At 71.4% G+C, this 23,858-nt stretch carries 18 protein-coding genes; 7 read left to right on the top strand and 11 right to left on the bottom strand.

Annotation, left to right across the window (positions count from 1 at the left end; translation table 11 throughout):
• The first annotated feature begins 208 nt into the window (after window positions 1-208).
• A complete protein-coding gene (locus QM720_RS12155; protein ID WP_415126878.1) occupies window positions 209-1,588 on the top strand; it encodes an RNA polymerase sigma factor in 1,380 nt (459 codons plus the stop codon).
• Complete coding sequence (locus QM720_RS12150; protein ID WP_415126876.1) at window positions 1,585-2,286, top strand: coenzyme F420-0:L-glutamate ligase; 702 nt, start codon at window positions 1,585-1,587, stop codon at window positions 2,284-2,286. Before QM720_RS12155 ends, QM720_RS12150 begins: the two co-directional genes overlap by 4 nt.
• 180 nt (window positions 2,287-2,466) lie before the next feature.
• Here QM720_RS12150 and QM720_RS12145 read toward each other — a convergent pair whose 3' ends face one another.
• The 7 genes from QM720_RS12145 to QM720_RS12115 form a co-directional block, all read right to left on the bottom strand.
• Entirely contained in the window at window positions 2,467-4,224 is a 1,758-nt protein-coding gene (locus QM720_RS12145; protein ID WP_415126874.1) for an ABC transporter ATP-binding protein, read from the bottom strand.
• The gene (locus tag QM720_RS12140) at window positions 4,221-5,972 is read right to left on the bottom strand and encodes an ABC transporter transmembrane domain-containing protein (RefSeq protein ID WP_415126872.1); all 1,752 of its coding nucleotides are present in this window, start codon (window positions 5,970-5,972) and stop codon (window positions 4,221-4,223) included. Before QM720_RS12140 ends, QM720_RS12145 begins: the two co-directional genes overlap by 4 nt.
• The gene (locus QM720_RS12135; protein ID WP_415126869.1) at window positions 5,969-7,819 is read right to left on the bottom strand and encodes an SIP domain-containing protein; all 1,851 of its coding nucleotides are present in this window, start codon (window positions 7,817-7,819) and stop codon (window positions 5,969-5,971) included. The genes QM720_RS12140 and QM720_RS12135 overlap by 4 nt, the downstream gene beginning before the upstream one ends.
• A gap of 2 nt (window positions 7,820-7,821) precedes the next feature.
• Complete coding sequence (locus tag QM720_RS12130; protein ID WP_415126867.1) at window positions 7,822-8,661, bottom strand: ABC transporter ATP-binding protein; 840 nt, start codon at window positions 8,659-8,661, stop codon at window positions 7,822-7,824.
• Window positions 8,658-9,731, bottom strand: a complete 1,074-nt coding sequence (locus QM720_RS12125; RefSeq protein ID WP_415126865.1) for a FecCD family ABC transporter permease — start codon at window positions 9,729-9,731, stop codon at window positions 8,658-8,660. The genes QM720_RS12130 and QM720_RS12125 overlap by 4 nt, the downstream gene beginning before the upstream one ends.
• Window positions 9,728-10,666, bottom strand: coding sequence for a FecCD family ABC transporter permease (locus QM720_RS12120; RefSeq protein WP_415127924.1), 939 nt, complete (start codon window positions 10,664-10,666; stop codon window positions 9,728-9,730). Before QM720_RS12120 ends, QM720_RS12125 begins: the two co-directional genes overlap by 4 nt.
• A gap of 116 nt (window positions 10,667-10,782) precedes the next feature.
• On the bottom strand, window positions 10,783-11,832 hold the full coding sequence (locus QM720_RS12115) for an ABC transporter substrate-binding protein (protein ID WP_415126863.1): 1,050 nt from the start codon (window positions 11,830-11,832) through the stop codon (window positions 10,783-10,785).
• Between the two features lie 137 nt (window positions 11,833-11,969).
• Here QM720_RS12115 and QM720_RS12110 point away from each other — a divergent pair, with 137 nt between their 5' ends.
• From QM720_RS12110 to QM720_RS12100, 3 genes are all read left to right on the top strand, one after another.
• Window positions 11,970-12,806 carry a helix-turn-helix domain-containing protein gene (locus QM720_RS12110; protein WP_415126861.1) on the top strand — a complete coding sequence of 279 codons (837 nt, stop codon included), beginning with the start codon at window positions 11,970-11,972 and terminating at the stop codon, window positions 12,804-12,806.
• 122 nt (window positions 12,807-12,928) lie between these two features.
• Window positions 12,929-14,011, top strand: coding sequence for an ABC transporter substrate-binding protein (locus QM720_RS12105; protein ID WP_415126859.1), 1,083 nt, complete (start codon window positions 12,929-12,931; stop codon window positions 14,009-14,011).
• 98 nt (window positions 14,012-14,109) lie between these two features.
• On the top strand, window positions 14,110-15,291 hold the full coding sequence (locus QM720_RS12100) for an alpha/beta hydrolase (RefSeq protein WP_415126857.1): 1,182 nt from the start codon (window positions 14,110-14,112) through the stop codon (window positions 15,289-15,291).
• A 167-nt stretch (window positions 15,292-15,458) separates the two neighbouring features.
• On the opposite strand, the gene QM720_RS12095 is transcribed toward QM720_RS12100, so the two are convergent.
• Window positions 15,459-16,484 (bottom strand): sugar-transfer associated ATP-grasp domain-containing protein, encoded by a 1,026-nt coding sequence (locus tag QM720_RS12095; RefSeq protein WP_415126855.1) that lies wholly within the window; start codon window positions 16,482-16,484, stop codon window positions 15,459-15,461.
• 56 nt (window positions 16,485-16,540) lie between these two features.
• Window positions 16,541-16,759: a hypothetical protein gene (locus tag QM720_RS12090; RefSeq protein WP_415126853.1), complete on the bottom strand. Its 219-nt coding sequence runs from the start codon at window positions 16,757-16,759 to the stop codon at window positions 16,541-16,543.
• A 192-nt stretch (window positions 16,760-16,951) separates the two neighbouring features.
• Here QM720_RS12090 and QM720_RS12085 point away from each other — a divergent pair, with 192 nt between their 5' ends.
• Entirely contained in the window at window positions 16,952-19,021 is a 2,070-nt protein-coding gene (locus tag QM720_RS12085) for a DNA gyrase/topoisomerase IV subunit B (RefSeq protein ID WP_415126851.1), read from the top strand.
• A gap of 296 nt (window positions 19,022-19,317) precedes the next feature.
• On the opposite strand, the gene QM720_RS12080 is transcribed toward QM720_RS12085, so the two are convergent.
• Complete coding sequence (locus QM720_RS12080; protein WP_415126849.1) at window positions 19,318-20,490, bottom strand: sensor histidine kinase; 1,173 nt, start codon at window positions 20,488-20,490, stop codon at window positions 19,318-19,320.
• Between the two features lie 222 nt (window positions 20,491-20,712).
• Between QM720_RS12080 and QM720_RS12075 the strand changes: the two genes are divergently transcribed.
• Window positions 20,713-21,375, top strand: coding sequence for a response regulator (locus QM720_RS12075; protein WP_415126847.1), 663 nt, complete (start codon window positions 20,713-20,715; stop codon window positions 21,373-21,375).
• On the opposite strand, the gene QM720_RS12070 is transcribed toward QM720_RS12075, so the two are convergent.
• Entirely contained in the window at window positions 21,372-23,813 is a 2,442-nt protein-coding gene (locus tag QM720_RS12070) for a DNA gyrase/topoisomerase IV subunit A (RefSeq protein ID WP_415126845.1), read from the bottom strand. The two genes, QM720_RS12075 and QM720_RS12070, sit on opposite strands and share 4 nt — an antisense overlap.
• Between the last annotated feature and the right edge of the window lie 45 nt (window positions 23,814-23,858).

Here is a 23,858-nt window from a genome sequence, read left to right as displayed (position 1 = left end):
GCCGGCCCGGTCTCGGCTGTTCCCTCTCCGTGCGGTCGGCGCCGAACACCGCCCAAGAGGGGGTTGCGCGTAGCCGCACCGAGCATGTATGCGACAATGGACGTCCGACCCATTGCCGAGACGGCGCGTCCACCAGGACGCTCCGGACTTGACAAGGGTCTTACTCCTGTCCGAAAACCCGGCGGCCTCCGCCGGTGAAAGGCACGACGTGACTTCAGGCACGAAGACCACCCGGACCACCGCCTCCCGCAAGGCCGCCGAGGCCGACGCCGCGGAGTCGGCGGCAGCGGCGCCGGCCGCGACGAAGAAGTCGGCCGCCAAGAGCGCGCCGGCCAAGACGCCCCCCGCGGCCAAGACGCCCGCTGCGGCCAAGGCCGCCCCGAAGACCAAGGCGACGCCCAAGAAGGCGGCGAAGCCGGCATCCGACGAAGAGAACGAGATCGACGACGACGTCGAACTCGACGAGGCCGAGCTCGAGGGCGACGTCATCGACGCCGATGACGACGACACCCCCGCCGCGAAGGACGACAAGAAGACCGAGTCCGACGACGAAGACGACGAGGACGAGGAGAGCACGAAGCCCGCGTTCAGCGAGCCGCTGCCCACGGGCGCCATCATCATCTCGTCCAACGACGAGGACGACGTCCCGGTCTACTCCACGCAGATCACCGGCGCGACCGCCGACCCCGTGAAGGACTACCTGAAGCAGATCGGCAAGGTGCCGCTGCTGAACGCGGCCGAAGAGGTCGAGCTCGCGATGCGCATCGAGGCGGGCCTGTTCGCCGAAGAGAAGCTGTCGCACATGTCGCCGGCCGAGAAGTCGAACCAGCTCGGCCTCGACCTGCAGTGGGTCGCCCGCGACGGCCAGCGCGCCAAGAGCCACCTGCTGGGCGCCAACCTGCGCCTCGTGGTCTCGCTCGCCAAGCGGTACACGGGTCGCGGCATGCAGTTCCTCGACCTCATCCAGGAGGGCAACCTCGGCCTCATCCGTGCCGTCGAGAAGTTCGACTACACGAAGGGGTTCAAGTTCTCGACCTACGCGACGTGGTGGATCCGCCAGGCGATCACCCGCGCCATGGCCGACCAGGCGCGCACGATCCGCATCCCGGTGCACATGGTCGAGGTCATCAACAAGCTCGCCCGCGTGCAGCGCCAGATGCTGCAGGATCTCGGTCGCGAGCCCACGCCCGAAGAGCTCAGCCGCGAACTCGACATGACCCCCGAGAAGGTCGTCGAGGTGCAGAAGTACGGCCGCGAGCCGATCTCGCTGCACACTCCGCTCGGCGAGGACGGCGACAGCGAGTTCGGCGACCTCATCGAAGACACCGAGGCGGTCGTGCCCGCGGATGCCGTGGGCTTCACGATGCTGCAGCGTCAGCTCGAGTCGCTGCTCGACTCGCTGAGCGAGCGCGAGGCGGGCGTCATCCGGATGCGCTTCGGTCTCGGCGACGGCCAGCCCAAGACCCTCGACCAGATCGGCGACACGTTCGGCGTCACGCGCGAGCGCATCCGCCAGATCGAGTCGAAGACGATGGCGAAGCTGCGGCATCCGTCGCGGTCGCAGTCGCTGCGGGACTACCTCGAATGAGCATCGACGTCCCCAACGATGGCAAGGCGCTGACCGTCACCGTCGATGGGGCGACGTTCGCGCGGATTCCGATCCGCACGCGCGTCGTCATGCCCGGCGACGACCTCGACGCGTTCATCAGCGAGTACGCGACCGGCCTCGTGCGCGCCGGCGACACCCTGTTCGTGACCGAGAAGATCGTCGCGATCACGCAGGGCCGCTCGTACACGCTCGACGAGATCCAGCCGCGGGCTCTCGCGCGGTTCCTGTCGAAGTACGTGACCAAGACGGCGTACGGCATCGGTCTCGGCATGCCCGAGACGATGGAGATGGCGCTGCGCGAGTGCGGCACGCCCCGCATCCTGTTCGCGGCCGCGGTCAGCGCCGTCACGAAGCTGTTCGGGCGGCGCGGCGACTTCTACCGCATCGCCGGCGACAAGGCGCGCGCGATCGACGGGCCGACCAGCGGCACCATCCCGCCGTACAACAGGGCGGTCGTCCTGGGCCCGAAGGAGCCGGCGAAGGTCGCCGCGCACCTGAAGGCGCTGATCGGCGGTCAGGCCGAGGTCGCCGTCGTCGACATCAACGACATCGGCGGCAACATCCTCGGCTCCACGCTCGACAAGGCGGGGGAGCAGCGGCTCGTCCGCATCCTCAAGGACAATCCGCTGGGCCAGGGCCACCAGTCCACGCCGCTCGGCGTCATCCGCGCCGCGTAGTCAGGCCGGCACGGCCGCTTCATCCGTCGCGAATCACGCCCGTGGCCCTCGATAGCCGCGATTTCGGCCGGATGAACGCCGACGCGCACGCGTCATCCGTCGCAAATCGCGCCCCACGCCCCGGATGGCCGCGATTTCGGCCGGATGACGCAAGACCCGACGCTCAGCCGGGGCGCGGCGTCAGCCGGTGTCGCGACCCGCACTCCACGCCGCCCACAGCCGGGCGTACGGCCCGCCGGCGGCGACGAGCGCCGCGGGGGAACCCTCCTCGATGAGGCGCCCGCCGTCGATCACGAGGATGCGGTCGCACGCGGCGGCCTGGGACAGCCGGTGCGCGACGACCAGCGCCGTACGTCCGGCGACGGCCGCGGCGGCGGCACGGTCGAGCAGGCCGGCGTCGGCGCTGTCGGCATCGGCGGTGGCCTCGTCGAGGATCGCGAGTTCCGGGTCGGCGAGCACGAGCCGGGCCAGGGCGAGCTGCTGCGCCTGCGCGGCGGTGAGCGGGTGACCGCCATGCCCGAGCGGCGTCGCGAGCCCGTCGCGCAGGGACTGCAGCAGCCCGCCGGCGTGCACCCGGCCCAGCGCCGCGGCCAGTTCGGCATCCGTGGCGTGCCGGCGGGCAAGGCGCAGGTTCTCCGCGAGGGTCCCGGCGAACACGTGCGTCTCCTGGGAGAGCAGCAGGGTGCGTGCCGGCCGGATGATCGTGCCGGTCGTGGGTTCGTGGATGCCGGCCAACAGCGCCGCGATCGTCGTCTTGCCGGCACCCGAGGCACCGACGAGGGCCACCCGTTCGCCGGGACGAAGCCGCAGTTCGATCTCGTGGAGCACGGGCCGGGCGCCGTCGTACGCGAAGCTCACCCGGTCCAGGCCGGCGATCGGCGCATCGGATGCCGCGGGCGGCACCTCGCGCGGCATCGCGGGGGAGCGGGTGATCCCGACGATGCGGGCCAGTGCGGCGGCCGCGGCCTGGGCGTCGTCCATGACGAACATGAGCTCCCCGATGGGCGCGAACACGCGCAGCAGCAGGAGCACCGCCGTCGTGGCTCCGCCGATCGTGGCGAGGTCGGCGTCGACGAGCCAGAACGCCGTCACGAGCATCGCGGCGAGGCCGACGTACTCGGCGAGGTTGAGCCGCCCGGCCAGCATGTTCTGCACCACCCGTGCGCGCAGCGCCCACCGCACGACCTCCCACGATGCGACCGCGATGCGCCCCGAGTGCTCCGCGGACAGCCGGTAGGCGAGCACGGTGTCGAGCCCCCGGAGCGAAGCGAGCACGTGGTGCGCCCGTGTGGCCGCCGCGGCGCGCTCGGCGGCGTAGACGGCGGGGGCGGTGCGCAGGTACCAGCGGATCGTCAGCGCGTAGACGGGCACGGTCACCAGGAGCGCCAGTGCGAAGCGTCCGTCGAGCAGGCCCATGCCCGCCACGGTGACCACGACGGCCAGCAGCGCCGAGGTCAGGGCCGGGACGAGCTGCGGGATCGCGTCGGAGACCTGGGCGACGTCGTCGCTCGCGCGCGAGACGAGATCGCCCGTCCCGGCCCGCTCGACCACGCCCTGGGGGAGGGTGAGGGCGCGGGCGATGAACTCTTCGCGCACCTGCGCGAGCATCGTCTCGAACAGGCGGGCGGTGAGCACGACGCCGACGCCTGACGCCGTGGCCGCCACGAGCGCGGCGGCGAGGATCGCCGCCCCGAGCCCCCAGATCTCGGCCCCGGTCGCCGCGCCGTCGCCGACGAGGTCGACCAGCACCCCCAGCGCCCACGGGGTCACGAGCCCCGTGGCCGCCCCGGCGAGCATCACGACGACGACGCCGGTGAGCTGCCATGGCCGCTGCGTGAGCAGTCGCCACGCGACGGCGAAGGTCTGCCGCCCGCTCGCGACCGGCAATGCCGTGGATGCCGTGGATGGCGAGGATAGCGAGGATGCCGAGGCGCTCACGGACGGCTCTCCGCGGTGACGACGCGGTCGCAGACTCCCAGGAGTGCGGGTGAGGCGCTGATGAGGATCGTCGTCAGCCCGGCACGGATGCCGCGCAGCCGGGAGGCGATGAGGTGTTCGGTGGCGGCGTCGACGGAGGTCGCCGGCTCGTGGAGCACCAGCACCGGCGCCCACGCCGCGTAGGCGCGGGCGAGGGCGATGCGCTGACGCTGTCCGCCCGACAGCCGTGTCCCGCCCTCGCCGACCGGCGTGTCGGCCCGGTCGGGGAGGAGGTCGAGGATGTCGCCGCAGGCGGCGGCATCGAGCGCATCCGGGATGCCGGCGGGGTCGGCGGCGGGAGTGGTGAGGTTCCACGCGATGGTGCCGTCGAACAGCTCGCAGCGGTGCGGGGCGACCAGCACCAGGCTCCGCCACGCGGTCACCCCGAGCGCGGGCAGCGCGGCGCCGCCCAGGAGGACGCTCCCCTCGTCGTCCGGTCGGGGGCGGGCCGACAGGAGCCGGACGAGGCGGTCCGCGCTGGCCTGGTCGGCGCGCACCCCGACGAGCTCACCCGGTTCCACCCGCAGCGTGAGTCCCGGCAGCGTCGCCGCGACCACGGGCACGTCGGCGGTCGCCGGGGTGCCGGGATCCGGGGTGCCGGCATCCGGCGCGTCGAGCACGGCGGGCGCGTTCAGCACGCGCAGGACGCGGCGGGCGGAGGCGACCCCGACGGCCCAGACGGCGCCGGTGTTCGCGGGCATCATCGTCTGCGGCCCGACCAGGTACTGGATCAGCCCGACGGCGGCGATCAGCCCGCCGACGCCGAGCTGGCCGCCCCCGCCCAGGTGGGCAGGCAGCGCGAGGAACCCGGCGAGCACGGTCACCGCGGCGGTGAACACCCCGGTCAGCGCGTCGGTGCCGCCGAGGAACAGACCCTGCGCGGCCTTCGCCCGCAGCGTGGCGCCCAGCGCGGCGCGGCTGACCTCCCGGTAGCGGCGCGTCGCCTCGTCCTCGGCCCGCAGCCCCTTGACGACCCGGTACCCGGCGAGCAGGTCCGCGGCCTGACCCACGGCGTCGCCGGCGCGCTCCTGTTGCGCGTGCGCACGGCGCTGCAACGGGCCGCCGGCGGTGAACAGCACCACCAGCAGCGCCGCCGCGCCCACCAGCACCGCGACGCCCAGCGCGGGGGAGAGCACGAGCAGCCACACGGCGCAGAACACGATCGCGGCGAGTTCCCCCGCCGGGTACACCCCGATCTGCATGATGGCCGCCAGCCGGGCGACATCGCTCGTAGCGATCGACAGCGCGGCGCCGTCCGACTGGCCGTGCACCGCACCGGCCGGGTGCAGGAGCCGGTCGGTGACGGTGGTGCGCAGGCGATGCTGCACCTGCTGCATCCCGTAGAGGCCGAGCCGGGAGCCGAACCGGAACGCGAGGGAGAAGACCGCGACATCCACCGCGAGGACCCCCAGCCACCACAGCAGCCGCCCGAGGTCGCCGATCGCGATGGCCTGGTCGATCGCTGCGCCGACGATGACCGGGACGAGCGCTTCGCCGACCATGCTCACCGCCAGGAGCACTCCGGCCGGCAGGGTGAACCGGCGGGCGGCGAACAGGACGCGCACGGCGAAGCGCGGCGCCGAGACCCCGTCGTAGCGGATCGGCGCCGACGCGCGCGGACGCGACGGAGCCTGGAGCAGCACCGGCAGACGGATGCCGGGCCACGTCCGGCCCCGCGCCTCGGCGGCCGCCTCCTGCGCGGACGTCATCCTGCTTCGGGCGTGAGCGCGTAGAGCGTGAGACCCCAGCCGATCGTCGTGCGCTGCGCCGTGCCGAGGCCCGCGGCGGCGAACAGCTCCTCGTGCGCACCGTGATCGCGGGCGCCGCCGCCGGTGAGGGCGAACTGGATCAGGTCGTCCTCGTAGTCGTGCTCGTCGGCGAGCTCGGCGTCCAGGATCGTGCCGAACACGAGCACCCGACCACCCGGGTGCACACTCGCCGCGGCCTCGCGCAGCACGTGCACGGCGTCGGCGTCGGGGAGCGTCGGCAGCACACCGGCGAGCAGGACGGCATCCGCCCGCTCGGCGGTGCGCACGAGCGGGCTTCCCGCCGCGTAGGCGACGCGCTCGTGCTCGCCCACCAGAGCCCGCAGCGCCGCCAGCTCGGAGGGCGCCGCGACGACGCGCACCCGCAGCGCGGCGTGCGCGTCGACCAGTGCGGCGGCGAACGTCGAGGCGGCGGTTCCGATCACGCTCACCGAGCCGATCCCGGCGAACACGGGGGCGGATGCGAGGGCGCCGGCCGCGTAGCCGGCGAACTCGGCGTCGTCTTCGACCCGCGCCGTGAGCAGCGCCGGATCGTCGACGCTCCGGGTGCCCCAGTCGGCACCGAACCAGCGTTCGTGGTCGCCGCGCCCCGTGCGCACCGCCGCGAGGAGGGCGAGCAGGCCGCCGAGCTCGCGCTGGGCGGGGAAGCCGCCGAGGTCGAGCGCCGCGGCGTGGTCGTCGTCTTCGAGCTCACGGCCGAGGCTCGTCAACTCGAACGCACCGTCGCCGGTGGTGGCGACGACACCGAGGGATGCCAGATACCTCAGCAGCCTGCCGAGACCGGCGGGGTCCGTTGCCGTGACCCGGGCCAGCTCCGTGGCCGATCTGGCCGCGCCGCCGAGCGCCGCGCCGAGCCCGATCGTCGCGGCCACGCGCAGCGCGAACCCGGGGGCCAGTTCGCTCAGTTCGTGGAAGACCCCGCTCTCGTGCTCGGTGGCCTCCACGTCCAGCGCCCCGGATTCGTCCAGGACGACCTCCTGGCGCCGCCAGTAGCCCGTGACCTCGACCTGCTCCTTCGGCAGGCCCTTCTCGTTTCGCAGCCAGCGGCGGATCGGGGTGAGCGTCAGGGTCTCGCCGGCGACCCAGGCGAACACCGTCCCCTCCCACCACGGGGCGTCGCGGATCGCGTCGAACAGCAGCGTCGTGGTGCCGGCCTCGGCGCCGTCGCGGCTGAGCCAGGTCAGTTCGACGCCGTCGGGCACCGGCAGATCGAGCTGGCGGTGCGCGGGGTCTGCGACCTCGATGAACACCTGCCCGCGTGCACCGTCCGGCCATTCCTCCAGCCAACGGCCGATCGCCGGCAGCGCCGTCTCGTCGCCGGCGACGAGCGTCCAGTCCGCTCCGGCCGGGTGCGGCGCCGACATCTTCGGTCCGGCCCACTGCACCCGCTCGCCGGGCGCGACGCGGTACGCCCACGTCGTGGCGGGGCCCACCCCGTGCCTGACGAAGTCGAGGTCGACCTCGCCGGCGACCGGATCCCAGCGGCGCACGGTGTAGGTGCGCACGAGCGGGCGCTCGTCGCCGTGCGGCCAGTTCAGCACCCCGTCCGCCTGCGTCGGCCCGGCGGCATCCGGATGATCCGGATGCGGAAGGATCAGCTTGCCTTCGTCGTCGAAGCCGTCGGAGCGGAACGCCGCCACGGGGTACCCGTTCGCGGCGGTGTGGGCCGCCAGCTCGGGCCCGCCGAGGGTCACCCGGCGCATGCCGGGGGTGACGTCGGCCACGCGCAGCACCTCCAGGGTTCGGGTGGTGATCGGGTAGACGCTGAGGGGACGCAGGCTCCGGGCCATGCTCACTCCTTCTCTGGGGCTGTTGCGGCCGGCGCGGTGCGCGGGTCGAGGGGGACGACGGTGGGGGTGCCGGTGACCGGGTCGGGCACGACGAGGGCGCGCAGGCCGAAGACGTCCCCGATCAGCTCGGCGGTGATGACCTCCTGCGGATGGCCCGCGGCGACGATGTCGCCGTCTTTCATGACGACGAGGTTGTCGGCGTAGCGGGCGGCCTGATTGAGGTCGTGCAGGACGGCGACGATCGTCGTGCCCGCGGCGTGGAAGGAGCGGAACAGCTCCATCAACTCGTACTGGTGTGCGATGTCGAGGAACGTCGTCGGCTCGTCGAGCAGCATGATCGGCGTCTCCTGCGCGAGCAGCATCGCGACCCAGACCCGCTGGCGCTGGCCGCCCGAGAGCTCGTCCACGAGGCTGCCGGCCAGGTCGGTCAGCCGGGTCGTCTCCAGCGCACGGGCGACGGCATCCTCGTCGGAGGCGCGCCACTGCTGGAAGAGCCCCTGATAGGGCGCGCGTCCGCGGGCGATGAGGTCGGCGACACGGATGCCGTCGGGAGCGAGCGAGCTCTGCGGCAGCAGTCCGAGCCGGCGGGCGACCTCCTTCGAGCGGTACGAGCCGATCGCCTTGCCGTCCAGCAGCACGCGCCCCGAGGCGGGGGTGAGCACGCGGGCGAAAGCGCGCAGCAGGGTGGACTTGCCGCATCCGTTCGGCCCGATGATCGCCGTGAACGATCCGTCGGGGATCGCCACGGACAGCCCCTGCGAGATGATGCGCTTGTCGTAGCCGATCGTGGCATTTTCGGCGACGAGGCGCGATGCGGTGTGCTCTGGCGGGGTATCGGTCATCGGGTGGCTCCGTACGAGGTGCGCGCTTCGCGGATCAGCAGCCAGATCAGGTAGAGACCGCCCAGGCACACGGTGATCAGGCCGACGGGAATCGCGCGGAAGACCTGCGCGATCAGCAGGGACAGCAGGTGAGCGAGGCACAGGACAACGGCGCCCATCGTGGCCGAGGCGAGCAGGCTCACCCCGGGAGAGCGCGTGAGCCTGCGCGCCAGCTGCGGCGCGGCAAGGGCGATGAAGCCGATCGGTCCGGCCGCCGCCGTCACCAGCGCCGTCGTCGCGACCCCCACGACCATGAGGCCGAGGCGGGCCGGGGTCGGCCTCGTGCCGAGGTTCGTCGCGGCGTCGTCGCCGAGTTCGAGCCGGCGCAGGGCGGGTGAGAGCGCCGCCGCTGCCGCCACGATCAGGGCGCCGACGAGGAGGGAGGGGCCCATCGACCCCCAGGAGACGCGGCCGATGGAACCGGCCCCCCAGAACCCGACGGTCATGGCGTCGTCGAGGTCGGCTCGGGTGATGAGGTACGAGTTGATCGAGCCGAGCATGGCAGACACACCGATGCCGATGATGATGAGCCGGAACCCCTGCACCCCGCGGCGATAGGCGAGCAGATACACGACGAAGGCGGTCGCGAGCCCCCCGATCAGCGCCGCGGAGGCGAGCGTCCAGTAGCCGCGCGCGCCGAAGACGAGGATCGCGACGACGACGGCCGTGTAGGAGCCGGCGTCGAATCCGATCACGTCGGGCGAGCCCAGCGGGTTGCGCGTCAGCGACTGGAAGATCGCACCGCCGATGCCGAGCAGGCCGCCGAAGAGGACGGCTGCGACGGCGACCGGCAGGCGCCACTCGAGGACGATCATCCGGTGGAAGTCCTCGCCGCCGCCGGTGAGGGCGCTCAACACCTGTGCGAGGGTCAGCGGATAGTCGCCCAGGGTGATCGCGACCACCGCCGCGGCGACCGCGACGGCGAGGCACGTCGCCGCGACCGCCGCCTGACGGATCGCGAACCGGGCGGAGAACCACCGGGTGCGCAGCGCGCGGCTGGCGTAGCCGAAATCGATGCTGGTGCCGGTCACAGCGCGCTCGCCTGTCGTGTGCGGACGAGGGCGATGAGCACCGGCGCACCGATCACCGCGGTCACGATGCCCACCTCGATCTCACCGGGCCGCGCGACGACCCGCCCGATGACGTCCGCGACGAGCACGAGCACGGGCGCCGCCAGCGCGGAGTAGGCGATGATCCAGCGCTGGTCGGGCCCGGTGAACCAGCGCACGATGTGCGGGATCATGAGCCCGACGAAGGCGATTCCCCCGGTCAGGGCGGTCGCCCCGCCGGCGAGGAGCGTGACGGCGACGATGCCCAGCACACGCGTGCGCATGACCTTCGTCCCGAGAGAAGCGGCCAGTTCATCGCCCAGGGCGATCGCGTTGAGCGGGCCCGACAGCGCCACCGCGATGACCAGGCCGAGCAGCAGGAACGGCACGACAGCGGCGGCATCCTCCAGCGAGGTGCGGGCGATGGAGCCGACGCCCCAATTGCGCACCGACTCGAAGAGGTACTTGTCGATGAGGGTCAGGAAGGTGGAGATCCCGATCAGCACGGCGCTGAGCGCGACTCCGGCCAGCACGAGGGTGACCGGGCTGACCGTGCCGCGCCCTGCCGTGCCGATGACGTAGACGAGGATGGTCGCGGCCGCGGCACCGAGAAAGGCGAACCAGATATAGCCGGTGATCCCGGACAGACCGAACAGCCCCACCCCGATCGTGACGGCAAAGCCCGCACCCGCGTTCACACCGAGGATGCCGGGATCGGCCAGCGGGTTCCGCGTGAGCGCCTGGATCAGCGCTCCCGCGACGCCGAACGCCGCCCCCACCACGATGCCGACGACGGTGCGGGGCAGTCGCAGCGTCCACACGATGATCGAGGCATCCGAGTCGTCCGGGTGCCAGAGCCCGTGCCACACGGCATCCACCCCCAGCGGATTCGCGCCGAACGCGAGACTGGCTGCGATGGCGAGCAGGAACGCCGCGATGATGAGGAGCAGCCCGAGCGCACGCCGACGCGGCGGGGAGGCGCTGCGTCGCCCCCGCCCGCTGTCCGCCGTCCGCGGCGCCCGTATCGTCGCGGTCAGTCGAACAGTCCCTCGAACGCGGCGGTGAACTCCGCAACAGTCCAGCGGCTGGAGAGCACATCCGGGTAGCTCAACGCCCAGGCGAGATCCAGCGACCCGGTCTGCGCGCTGGGCTCGATGTAGCTGACCTTGCCGTCCTGCACCGCCGTGAGCTTCTGGTAGAGCGGATTGCTCTCCATCCACGCGGTGGCCTCTTCGGCGGTGCCGTCGCCGCCGTGCAGCCCGATCAGCAGGGCGTCGGCGTCGACGAGTCCGATGTTCTCGGGGCTGACGTCGCCCCACTCGAAGCTGCTGAGCTCTTCGACGTTCGGGTGCTCGGCGAAGCCGAGGGCGGTCAGCAGGTCCTCGGCAGGGGAGCCGGCCACGTTGACGAACTCGATGCCGTATTCCTGGCCGCGGTTGATGAGGACCGAGACCGTGTGGCCGGCGTATTCGGGGTGGGCCGCCGCGGCATCCGTCGTGGCCTGTTCCGTCGCGGCGATCTCCTCGTCCGCGCGGGCGGCGAGGTCGGTCGCCGCGCCGACGGCGCCGATGAGCTCACGCCAGTCCCAGGCGTAGTCGGCGATCGGCGCCACCGCCAGCACGGGGGCGATCGCCGTGAGCTTCTCGTAGTCGCCCTCCAGGTTGCCGTAGGTGCTCGCGACGATCAGGTCGGGGTCGGCGGCGGCCAGCGCCTCGAAGTCGAAAGAGTCTGCCCACGGGTTCACGAACGTCTCGATGTCCGCGAAGCCGGTGTCGGCCACCCACGGGTAGGCGACTTCGTCGGAGCCGACGACAGGGGTGATTCCCAGCGCGAGCACCGACTCCTGGTCGCCGAGGCCACCGATCACCGCGATGCGCTCGGGCCGCTCGTCGAGCACCGTCTCGCCGTAGGCGGTCTCCAGCGTCAACGGGTAGGTGGTCGTCCCCTCGGCAGCCGGCAGTGCGCCGGCGGCCGAGGTCGATTCCGGCGCGGCATCGGCCGCGCAGCCCGCCAGGGCGAGGCCGGCGGCGAGCAGGACGGCAAGCCCCGCCGTCGATCTGGACGTGCGGTCGGATGCCGTCATGCTGATCTCCTCTCGGATGCGGCGCGCGCCGCTGTGGCAGCGGAGCGGGGGAGTGCGCGGGTGCGCATCCAGTATCCCTCATGGTTAGGTGAGGCTAAGCTTGTCCCGTGCGCCGTTGGTGCCAAGGTGCACGCCGAATGCGACACGTCACGTGCGAGAGCCTGCGGGACGACGAGGGGAGGCGGTCGATGGGCGGCGTCGCCACAGCGGCCACGGCGGGCATCGAAGCCGCGCCGACCGACGACTTCGCATCGTTGCGCCTGCACCTGCCGCCCGTGGAGGTCCCCGAGCGGGTGCACGACGACCACCACGTGCTCCTCTGGCAGGTGCGCGGCGGCGGCACCGACCTCCTCCTCGACGACGTCGCCGCCTTCCTCCCGGTCGGCCATGCCCTCTGGGTGCCGGCGGAGGTGCGACATGCCCTGACCGTGCGGGCGAATTCGGTCGTGATTCCCCTGTTCTTCGACTGCGATGCGACGGCGACGACGCTGCGCGCACCGACGATCGTCGCGGTCGGTCGCGAACTGCGTACGCTCCTGCTGGCGTATCTGCAGTCCACGACGAGCATCATCCGGCCGCACGCGAACATCACACGCCAGCTGTTCGCTCTGCTGGAGGGCGCACCCGCGGCGGCACTTCCACTGCCCGCCTCCGCCCCGGCGCGGCTGGTCGCCGAGACCCTCCGCGCCAACCCCGGCGACGATCGGCCCGTCGACGATCTGGCGCATGCGGCGCACACCTCGCGGCGCACGCTCGAGCGCGCCTTCCTCGCCGAGACGGGGATGAGCGTGCGCGACTGGCGCATTCGAAATCGCGTGGAGGCCGCCGCGGCGCTGTTGCGCTCTCATGCCGCAGTGCCGGCGGTCGCCCGGCGCGTCGGTTACACGAACGTCAATGCCTTCCGGCGCGTGTTCAAGAGCCGTTTCGGCATGACACCCACCGCGTACGCGACACGCTACGCGATCCAGAAGTAGGGGCCCGGCGGCCGCCTTGGTTTGCCGCCTTAGGCTAGGCTGCCCTAAGTTAGTCGATCGGATGCGGCACGCAGGCGCATCCGGACGCCCCACGACCGCCCGACGAACAACCAAGGAATCACATGCCTCAGCCCACCACCCCCCGTCGATTCGCCGGGGGCGCCCTCGTCCTTGTCGCAGCGCTCGGTCTGAGCGCGTGCACCGGGTCGGCCGAGACCGCGCAGACGACCTCTGCGACCGGCGCGGCGGAAGAGTCCGCCCTGCTGCCGGCCGCCGAGGGCCACACGACGTACCCGCTGACCCTTCAGACCCCGTGGGGATCGACCGAGCTGACCGAGCGCCCCGAGCGCATCGCGACGATCACCGGCTCGCAAGACGACGCCGAGATCGTCGTCGCCCTCGGCGGCACGCCGGCGCTCGCGAGCGAATGGACGACCGACCCCTTCATCGAGGAGAACCTCACGCAGGAGATCCCGCTGCGCTTCACCCCCGGCGACGAGGAGTTCCCCCTCGAGACGATCGCCGCCGCCGAACCCGACCTGATCATCGTCCTCGGCACCGACCTGAGCGAGGCCTACGACAAGCTCGCCGCAATCGCCCCCGTCCTCGGCGCCACCGAGACGGGCGTGAGCGAGGCAAGCGTCGCGGCGGACTGGGAGACGAACATCCGTCGCATCGGCGAGGCGCTCGACCTCCAGGACGCCGCGCAGGCCGCTCTCGACACCGAAGAGCAGTTCTTCGCCGACTTCCGCGAAGAGCACCCCGAACTGGACGGGCTGACCGCGAGCTACGTCGTGTACTACGGCCAGGAGGACGGTCTGCTGTACCACTCGTCGGCAGACAGCCCCGCGGCCTGGGTGTTCGAGCAGATGGGGTTTGCGACCAACCCGCTCGCCGCGGAGTTCGACTACCGGGAAGCGGTGAGCGACGAGCTGCTGTCGCAGATCGATGCCGACGTCATCGTGCTCTCCGACAACTCCGACGGCGACTCCGCTTCGCTGACCGACCGGGCGCTGTTCCAGAACCTCGGCGCGGTGCAGAGCGGGCGTCTCATTCTCATCGAGAACCTCGGCACCTCCTTCATCATCGACGGCGTCGAGAGCCAAGGGAACGTCTCCTGGGCGCTGGCCCGCAGCGGCCCGCTGTCGGCGACCTGGGCCGCGTCGCACCTCGCCCCGGCGCTGCAGTCCGTGGTGGCGGACTGACCACGCACTCTGCCCCTCCCGGTCCTCGCCGCTGGCGGGACCGGGAGGGGCGCGTGCACGTGGAGGGTCCGCCGGCGCGTCACCTCGACGAGCCGCGCATGCACCGCGTCACCGGCCCCGTCGAGCGGGCGCGGATCGCGCAGGGCGGGCGCCGGGGCCCGGATGCCGCGCTGCTGGCCACCGTGAACCCGCGGATCGACCCCGATCCCGACGATCCGTCCGGTGCGCTGTGGACCTGGGTGATCGATGCCCCCGAGGCGACCGCGGTCGCCCTGTGGACCAGCGCCGTCTTCGACCACCGGGACGTGACCGCGGCGGAGTTCTCCCGCCTCCCCGATTCGACGCTGTGGACGATCTGCCTGCGCCTGCCGGCGGCGCTGCGCACCGCGTATCGCATCGCCGTCTGGTGCGAACCCGGCCCGGCCCCCTGGCGCACCGCCGCAGGCCGCAGGCCCGTCATCCTCGCAGCGATGGCCGCCGGCGCGGCGGACGAGCGCTGTCCCGACGCGATGGGCGGTGCCGACGGACGCCCCGTCTCGGTGGCCGCAGGTCCCGCAGCACCGCGCGAGCCCTGGCGCGGGATGACACCGGCACGCCGCACCGGCTCGCGGGTGGATGCCGTCCCGCTCGCCCACGGCGAACGGGCCTGGGTCTACCATCCCGGTCGCGCGCCCGCTCCCACGCCGCTGCTCGTGCTCTTCGACGGGCAGATGTGGCGCGAGCTGGGCCTGCCCGGACTGCTCGACGGGCTCATCGCGTCCGGCCGCCTGCCCGCACTGCACGTCGCGATGCTCGATTCGGGCGATGCCGACGCCCGGTGGGAACGCCTCGGCGTTCCGGGTGGCCAGGTGCACACGGTGCTCGACGAGCTGCTGCCGCGGGTGCGCTCCGGCTGGCCGGTCGACGCGGCGGGTGCGGCGACCCTCGTGGCGGGGCAGAGCCTCGGCGGGCTCGCGGCGCTGTGGACCCTCGCCCTCGGCCAGGGCGAGGTACGACGCGCCATCGCGCAGTCGCCGTCGCTGTGGCGGTTCTCGATCGTCGACGCCCTGTTGGACGAGCCCCGGTGGGACGCCCTCACGCTGGAAGCGGGCACCTTCGAGCCCGACATGCTGCGGGACGTGCACGAGGCGGCGGCGACGCTGCTGGCCGACGCGCGCCGCGCCGACCGCGCCGTGCACGTGCACACCTTCGAGGCCGGTCACGACTGGGCCGCCTGGCGGGTGCACCTGCTGCGTGCCCTGGCGTCACAACTCGGCGACAGCCCCGCCGCGACCCGGTAGGTGGCCGGCCGGCACAGTCGCTTCATCCGTCGCGAATCGCGCCCATTGGCCTCGATAGCCGCGATTTCGGCCGGATGAACGCCGACGCGCACGCGTCATCCGTCGCGAATCGCGCCCCACGCCCCGGATGGCCGCGATTTCGGCCGGATGAAGCCAAGACCCGACGCTCAGAAACCCATCGCGGCGCGGTAGCGCGGCAGGTGGCCGTGGCGGATGCCGGTGGCCGACGGCTTGTTCTCGAACACGCCCGCCCCCCAGTTGCCCTCGACGAGCACCGGGCCGGTGGGAGTCACCACGACGTCCCAGCCGACGTACCGCACCTGTGGGATGACGAGGGCGACCTCGGTGATGAGCGCACGGACCTCCGCCATCATCGGCAGCTGGAAGTCGGCGATGCGCACGCCCGTGTCGGGGTGCGTCTCGAACAGGTGCCCGTCGACGGAGTAGCCCATGCCCATCGCCCGGCCGTCTTCGTGCAGGGCGGTGTAGAACCCGCCGAACGACGCCTGATCGCTGACCTGTCCGCGGCCGAACTTCTGCGCCATGTTGATGATCTCGACGGTGCCGTCGTCTTTCACGAAGGTCGTGACGCGCGTCGTGTTCGCCGTCCCCGGCGCGATCGCCTCGAGGTCCGGATGCTGGATGATCCGCTCTTCGATGAGCACCTCGCCCTTCGCGACGAGGTCGGCGTGGAACGCGGCCCAGTCGGCGACGTCGGCGGCGGCGTAGCGGCGCACCCCCAGACCCGACTTGCTCACCGGCACCTTCGCGATGAACACCGGGTGGCGCTGGGCGAAGGCCTCGAGCTCGCCGGCGCCATCCGGCGTCAGCGCGAGCCACTCCCGGCCGAGGAACCGGTCGAAGTCCCGGTTGAAGTCGATCTTGTCGTGGAAGCGGTGCACGTGCGCCGGGTCGTCGTAGCGGTTCGACAGCTCCAGCGCGAGGGGGCTCGTCACCCACGTCGCCCGTTCGGCGCGGGTCAGGATCGCGAAGTCGAACTCCATGTAGTCGTTGAACCCCACGCGGTGCCGCGCGGCCGACCACAGCATGTCGGCGAGCACGAGCGGGTAGCTCTTGCCGTGCGCCTTGGCCGTGAACTTCGCGCGCTCGGTCACCGAGGCGAGGTCGAGGCCGCGGGCGCGTTCGAGCAGGACGCGGATGCGGTGGGTGACGGGCAGGCCGCGCGATGCCATGACGGAGTGCTCCAGGAAAGACGAACGGGAAACCCCGTCAGTCTACGGGGCGGCGCTCAGCGCGCGTCGGCGAGCCGGGCGGTCTCGTCGTGCCACGTCGTGGCGACGGCGCGCAGCTTCTGTTCGTACTTGCGGCCGTGGTGTGCGCAGAACAGCAGCTCGCTGCCGTTGACCTCGGCGGCGATGTAGGCCTGCGCGCCGCACGAGTCGCACCGGTCGGTGGCCGACAGGCGGTACTCGAGGACGGCGGGCTCTGCGGTGGTCGTCATGCTCATTTCGGGTTCCTCCTCGGTGCGTCGCGTGCTGCTGGGTTCCTCACATACAACCATGCGGACGGGCACCCGATGCCGCGATCCGGTCACATTTCGCTGTACGCGTACGCTGCGGCGGGCCGGGGCATGCCGACTCGGTCACGGACGCGTGTGTCGCGGCGCCGGTGTCCGCCGCCCTGGATACGCTTAGCGATTGTGACCTCCGAGTACTCCGCCCATCACCTCCAGGTGCTCGAGGGACTCGAGGCCGTGCGCAAACGCCCCGGCATGTACATCGGGTCCACCGACTCCCGCGGCCTCATGCACTGCGTGTGGGAGATCATCGACAACTCCGTCGACGAGGCCCTCGCCGGGTTCGGCGAGAAGATCGACATCGTCTTGCACCCCGACGGCAGCGTCGAGGTGCGCGACCGCGCCCGCGGCATCCCCGTCGACGTCGAGCCCCGCACGGGGCTCACCGGCGTCGAGGTCGTCTTCACCAAGCTGCACGCGGGCGGCAAGTTCGGCGGCGGATCGTACGCGGCATCCGGCGGTCTGCACGGCGTCGGCGCCTCCGTCGTCAACGCCCTGTCGGAGCGTCTCGACGTCGAGGTCGACCGCGGGGGCAAGACGTACGCCATGTCGTTCCACCGCGGCGAGCCGGGCCTGTTCGCCGGTCCCGGCCCCGATTCGCCGTTCACGCCCTTCGAGGCCTCGTCCGAGCTGCGGATCGTGGGCAAGACGGCGCGGGGCGTCAGCGGCACCCGCATCCGATACTGGGCCGACCGGCAGATCTTCACGAAGGATGCCGCCTTCCACCTCGACGAGCTCGAGCAGCGCGCCCGGCAGACCGCTTTTCTCATCCCGGGGCTGGAGATCGCCATCTCCGACGGCAGAGGGGCGGAGCCGGGCGAGACGAGCTTCCGGTTCGACGGCGGCATCTCGGAGTTCGCCGAGTTCCTCTCCACCGACGGCGCCGTCACCGACACGTGGCGCCTGAGCGGGTCGGGCTCGTTCACCGAGACGGTCCCGGTGCTGCAGCCGAGCGGAGCGATGGTGCCCACCGAGGTGCAGCGCGAGTGCGAGGTCGACATCGCGCTGCGGTGGGGGACCGGCTACGAGACGGTGACCCGCTCGTTCGTGAACATCATCGCGACGCCCAAGGGCGGCACGCATCAGGCCGGCTTCGAGCAGGGCCTGATGAAGGTGCTGCGCGATCAGGTGACGCAGAAGGCGCGGCAGCTGAAGGTCGGCACCGACAAGCTCGAGAAGGACGACATCCTCGCCGGCCTCACCGCGGTGCTGACGGTGCGCCTGCCCGAGCCGCAGTTCGAGGGCCAGACGAAGGAGATCCTCGGCACCCCGGCCGTGCGCGCGATCGTCGCGGGCGTCGTCGCGAAGGAGCTGGGTGCCCGCTTCGCGTCGACCAAGCGCGACGACAAGGCCCAGACCGCCCTGCTGCTGGAGAAGGTCGTCTCGGAGATGAAGGCGCGCATCTCCGCGCGCACCCACAAAGAGACCCAGCGCCGCAAGAACGCGCTGGAGTCGTCGTCGCTGCCGGTCAAGCTCGCCGACTGCCGCACGAACGACGTCGGCCAGTCGGAGCTGTTCATCGTCGAGGGCGATTCCGCTCTCGGCACGGCCAAGCACGCCCGCAACAGCGAGTATCAGGCGCTCCTGCCCATCCGCGGCAAGATCCTCAACGTGCAGAAGGCCTCGATCAGCGACATGCTCGGCAACGCCGAGTGCGCCGCGATCATCCAGACCATCGGCGCCGGCTCGGGCCGCAGCTTCGACCTCGAGGGCGCCCGGTACGGCAAGATCATCCTGATGAGCGACGCCGACGTCGACGGCGCCCACATCCGTACGCTGCTGCTCACCCTCTTCTTCCGCTACATGCGCCCGCTGATCGAGGCGGGGCGCGTGTACGCCGCCGTGCCGCCGCTGCACCGCGTCATCGTCGTCAACCCGGGGTCGAAGCCGAACGAGACCGTCTACACCTATTCCGAGCAGGAATTGCACGCGCTGCTGTCGAAGCTGCAGAAGGCGGGCAAGCGCTGGCAGGAGCCGGTGCAGCGCTACAAGGGTCTCGGCGAGATGGATGCCGACCAGCTGGCGACGACCACGATGGACCGCGCGGGCCGCACGCTGCGGCGCGTGGGCGTGCGGGATGCGGAACTGGCGTCGGACGTGTTCGAGCTGCTCATGGGCAGCGACGTGGCGCCGCGGCGCGATTTCATCGTCGCCTCGAGCGATCGCCTGGACCGCGAGGCGATCGACGCGTAGGCGGGCACGGGCCGTCCGGGGGAGCACACGACGAACGCGGGGCCCGAGGTCGACCTGGGGGGATTCGACCTCGGGCATCGCCGCGCACCAGCACGCAGAATTCCCGGATGACGATGGCGCCGTCTGGCAGCCCTCGTCCCCGAAATCACGGGCATTCTGCGTCGTGCTCAAGAGAGACCGACTGGGGATCGGTCTTTCGGCTGAATTAAGACTACGTGCGCTGGTCGCAATCGAGATTCGACCTTTGGCGAGAGCAATTGCGACTTTCGTCTACATTCTGCGGGGCCGTTCGGCGATCAGGCCGCGAGCGGGAGCGATGCCTTCACCACCCAGCCCGTGCTCTGCCGACGCGCATCCAAGGTGCCCCCGAACAGCCGGAAGCGCTCTCGCAGTCTCATGATGCCGTAGCCGGACGAGGGAAGTCCCGCCGTCTGCGCAGGTGGCGAATCGTCGGAGAACGTGAGGTGCACCCAGTCGTGTGCCACGGTGAGGGCGATGCGCACGTGGCGTGTGCCGGTCGCGTGCTTGAGGACGTTGGTCGCGCTCTCGCGGATGACGCGCACGAGAGCGAGCAGCGATGCGTTCGGCAGCCGCAGTTCCGGCGGCATCTCCACAGTCACCGCGATGCCGGCGGCGCCGAGTTCCTTCGAGACGGCCTCGATCGCGCCCTCCAGGCTGTCGGCGGACGGCACGCGCTCCGGGGACAGATTCTCTTCGCCGCGCACCATGCCCAGCACGCGGCGGATGTCGGTGAGAGCCTGCACAGCGGCCTCGCGGATCGCGGTCTGCGACTGCGCGCGCGTCTGCGGATCCTGCGTGCGTTCGAGCACGGCCGCATGCAGCGCGACGATCGTGATCTCGTGAGCGACGATGTCGTGCAGTTCGTCGGCGATGAGGTCGCGCTCGTGGCGCAGCTGCTCGGCGACCTCGCGTTCACTGGCTGCGAGCTGTTCGGCCAGTCTCAGCGATCGGTCCTGGAGCTGGCGGACCGTGAAGCCGATGAGCAGGCTCACCAGGGCCAGGATGGCGATGACGAAGCCGCCCGCCAGTTGCAACGAGGCGTCGGGGGAGACAACCTCGCTGGCGGTCCAGGCGAAGACGGCCCCCAGGTAGACGAAGGTGAGGGCGGCACTGCAGGTCGTGCCGACGAGTCCGACCAGGACGGCCGCACTCAGCAGGGCGTCGCTCGCGCCGGCGGTCACCGTTCCGATCAGGGCGAAGGCGGTCAGCGCGATCGCCGCCGCGGGAGGCCGCCACGCGAACAGCGCGACCACGATGATGATCGACGTGCCGAAGATGGCACGCACCAACGAGATCTCGGTGTCGCTCGTCGCGCGAAGCAACGAGTCGACGATGAGGATGCCGGCCACCGTGACGAGCAGCAGCCGACGCACCAGCGTGTTCAGCGGCCGGAATGACCAGAACGGCGCCCGAAAGCGGGCGAGAATGGTCAGGGGTGCCGTTGCCACAAGCTGATTATTGCGCCTACGGGAGGTCGCAATTACTTCCAAAGGCCGAGCAGCTGACCGAAAGCGTAGAAGATACCCATGTGATTCACCTCCTGCAATGTCTCGAATCGATTCTTCAGACAGACGTTTCCCCGCACGAGAGACGAATGGCTAGATCACTTGCGACTTTTGGCGAGTCTCGGGCGTCGGCGCCGGTGCCGAACTCCTTCGTAAGATGGCGGTGTGACCAAGACGATTCGGGTGATCATCGTGGACGACGAGTCCCTGGTGCGTGCCGCCCTGCGGGTATTCCTCGAGTCCTCCGACGGCTTCGAGCTGGTCGGTGAGGCCTCGAACGGCGCCGATGCGGTCAACCTGGTGCGCACCGTCACGCCCGATGTCGTCCTGATGGACGTGCAGATGCCGACGATGGACGGCATCGAGGCCACGCGGCGCCTGACACGGGACTTCCCGGGGATCAAGATCGTCGCCCTGACGACCTTCTCGACCGAACGCGTCATCGTGCCGATGCTCAGCGCCGGCGCCTCCGGATTCCTCGTGAAGGACACCTCCCCGGACGGCATCCTCGACGCCGCGCGCCTGGCCTTCGAGGGCGGCTACGTGCTCTCGCCGCGGGTGGCGAAGGAACTGGTCGCGTCGGTGCAGCACAACCAGGCGTCGACGCCCCGGGCGCTCGGCCCCGACGAAGAGCTCACGGATCGCGAGCTGGAGGTCGTGACGCTGCTCGCCCAGGGCATGTCCAACGCCGAGATCGCGGCGGAGATGTTCGTGTCGGAGGGGACCGTGAAATCCCACCTGACCCGTATCACCGCGAAGTGGGCGGTGCGCGACCGCATTCAGGTGCTGATTCGCGCGACGCAGCTCGGGCTCGTCAGCATCACCTAGGACACGACGGTGCCGACGGCGGCCACGACGGCATCCAGGGTCTGTCCGGAGGCGTCGCGCTTCGCACCGGATGCCGGCAGCTGACGCACCGACCCGTCCGCGCCGACGGCGCGCGGCTCGTCGCCCACCCAGGCCAGGACGAGGGCGTCCTCGCCCTTGAGGAAGCGCTGCGCGCGCACACCGCCGGTCGCGCGCCCCTTGGGCGGAAACTCGTCGAACGCCGACACCTTGGCGCTGCCGGCGTCCGTCCCGGCCAGGGCCTGCGACGACCCGGCGATCGTCACGACCACCGTCTCGGGCCCTGGCACGAGCGCCGTGAAGGCCAGGACCTGCGCGCCCGGCGACAGCCGGATGCCGGCCATGCCGCCCGCCGCGCGGCCCTGCGGGCGGACGGCGTCGGCCTCGAACCGCAGCAGCTGCGCGTCGCTGGCCACGAACACGAGCTCGGCGTCGTCGGGTGCGATCGCGGCCCCCACGACACGGTCGCCGGGCTTGAGGGCGATGATCTCGGCGTCCTGCTTGCCGGCAGCCAGTTCGCTCGTCACGACGCGCTTGACGACGCCCTGCGCCGTGCCGAGGGCGATCGTCGTGTCGCCGAGCGGCACGATCGCGACGACGTGCTCGCCCGAGCCGAGCCCGACGTACTGATCGGCGCGCGTTCCGGCGGCGAGCTGCACGGCGTTCGCCGGCACCGACGGCAGGTCGACGGGGCAGAAGCGCACGAGCCGCCCCGCGCTCGTCACGGCGCCCAGGTCGCCGCGGGTCGTCGTGTCGACGGCGGCACGGATGCCGTCGTGCTTCGCGCGCCGCGTCGGCACCGTGACGGCGGCCTCGGCGAGATCGGCGCGGACCATCCGTCCCGTCGCGGAGAGGAAGACGCGGCACGGCCCGTCGGCGATCTGCAGATCGGCCGGTGCGGCGCTGCGCGAACGCGGCGCGACCGGGCCGCCGCTGAGCAGCAGGGTGCGCCGTGGGGTGCCGAACGCCTCGGCGGCGGCATCCAGCTCGCGGGCGACCTGCGCGCGCAGCAGCACGTCGCTTCCGAGCAGCGCCTCGAGCTCCGCGATCTCGGCGCGCAGCGTGTCGCGCTCGGTCTCCAGCTCGATGCGCGAGAACCGCGTCAGGCGCCGCAGCCGCAGCTCGAGGATGTACTCGGCCTGCGGGTGCGACAGCTCGAAGACGCTCATGAGCTTGGTGCGCGCCTGCTCGGTGTCGTCCGAGCCGCGGATCACCTGGATGACCTCGTCGATGTCGAGGATCGCGATGAGCAGACCCTCCACGAGGTGCAGGCGCTCCTGCGTGCGCGCCAGACGGAAGCGGCTGCGTCGGGTCACGACCTGCAGACGGTGGTCGAGGTAGACGCGCAGCAGCTCTTTCAGCCCGAGCGTCTGGGGCCGCCCGTCGACGAGCGCGTTGTTGTTGATGCCGAACGAGTCTTCCAGAGGCGTGAGCCGGTACAGCTGCTCCAGCACGGCGTTCGCGTCGAACCCGGTCTTGATCCCGATCACGAGCCGCAGGCCGTTGTTGCGATCGGTGAGGTCTGTGACATCGGCGATGCCGGTGAGCTTTTTCGCGCCGACGGCGTCTTTGATCTTCTCGATCACGCGCTCGACGCCGACCATGTACGGCAGCTCGGTGACCACGATGCCGGTGCGGCGCGGCCCGAGCGGCTCGACCGACACCTTCGCGCGCGTGCGGAACGTGCCGCGCCCCGTCGCGTAGGCCTCTTTGATGCCGTCGAGCCCGACGATGATGCCGCCCCCGGGCAGGTCGGGACCGGGCACGAACTCCATCAGCTCGTCGAGGGTCGCCTCCGGATGCTCGAGCAGATGCACGGCCGCCGCGACCACCTCGATGAGGTTGTGCGGCGCCATGTTCGTCGCCATGCCCACCGCGATGCCCGTCGTGCCGTTCACGAGCAGGTTCGGGAAGGCGGCGGGCAGCACCTCGGGCTGCAGGAACTGGCCGTCGTAGTTCGGGACGAAGTCGACGACATCCTCGTCGAGGTTCTCGGCGAGGGCCAGCGAGGCCGGCGTCAGCCGCGCCTCGGTGTAGCGCGCCGCGGCCGGCCCGTCATCGAGCGAGCCGAAGTTGCCGTGACCGTCGACCAGCGGCACGCGCAGCGCGAACGGCTGCGCGAGCCGCACCAGCGCGTCGTAGATCGCCGAGTCGCCGTGCGGGTGCAGCTTTCCCATGACCTCGCCGACGACGCGCGCGCTCTTGACGTGTCCGCGGTCGGGCCGCAACCCCATGTCGGCCATCTGGTACACGATGCGCCGCTGCACCGGCTTGAGCCCGTCACGGGCGTCGGGCAGGGCGCGCGAATAGATGACCGAGTAGGCGTACTCGAGGTACGAGCCCTGCATCTCCGCCGACACGTCGACGTCCTCGATGCGGCCGTGATCCTCGGGAATGGATGCGGTGCGGGGCGCTGCCATGGATCTGTCGGGTCTCCTGTGTCGAGAAGGGGGCCTCTCACCGTG

Origin of the sequence: Microbacterium sp., from assembly GCF_047602155.1 — a bacterium.
Classification (GTDB): Bacteria; Actinomycetota; Actinomycetes; order Actinomycetales; family Microbacteriaceae; genus Microbacterium.
This window is presented reverse-complemented; position numbering and strand designations above follow the sequence as displayed.

Coding starts and splice junctions, on each gene's coding strand:
- QM720_RS12150 (WP_415126876.1), top strand. CDS start 1,585: ATGAGCATCGACGTCCCCAACGATGGCAAGGCGCTGACCGTCACCGTC.
- QM720_RS12140 (WP_415126872.1), bottom strand. CDS start 5,972: ATGACGTCCGCGCAGGAGGCGGCCGCCGAGGCGCGGGGCCGGACGTGG.
- QM720_RS12135 (WP_415126869.1), bottom strand. CDS start 7,819: ATGGCCCGGAGCCTGCGTCCCCTCAGCGTCTACCCGATCACCACCCGA.
- QM720_RS12130 (WP_415126867.1), bottom strand. CDS start 8,661: ATGACCGATACCCCGCCAGAGCACACCGCATCGCGCCTCGTCGCCGAA.
- QM720_RS12115 (WP_415126863.1), bottom strand. CDS start 11,832: ATGACGGCATCCGACCGCACGTCCAGATCGACGGCGGGGCTTGCCGTC.
- QM720_RS12110 (WP_415126861.1), top strand. CDS start 11,970: ATGCGACACGTCACGTGCGAGAGCCTGCGGGACGACGAGGGGAGGCGG.
- QM720_RS12105 (WP_415126859.1), top strand. CDS start 12,929: ATGCCTCAGCCCACCACCCCCCGTCGATTCGCCGGGGGCGCCCTCGTC.
- QM720_RS12100 (WP_415126857.1), top strand. CDS start 14,110: ATGCACCGCGTCACCGGCCCCGTCGAGCGGGCGCGGATCGCGCAGGGC.
- QM720_RS12095 (WP_415126855.1), bottom strand. CDS start 16,484: ATGGCATCGCGCGGCCTGCCCGTCACCCACCGCATCCGCGTCCTGCTC.
- QM720_RS12090 (WP_415126853.1), bottom strand. CDS start 16,759: ATGAGCATGACGACCACCGCAGAGCCCGCCGTCCTCGAGTACCGCCTG.
- QM720_RS12070 (WP_415126845.1), bottom strand. CDS start 23,813: ATGGCAGCGCCCCGCACCGCATCCATTCCCGAGGATCACGGCCGCATC.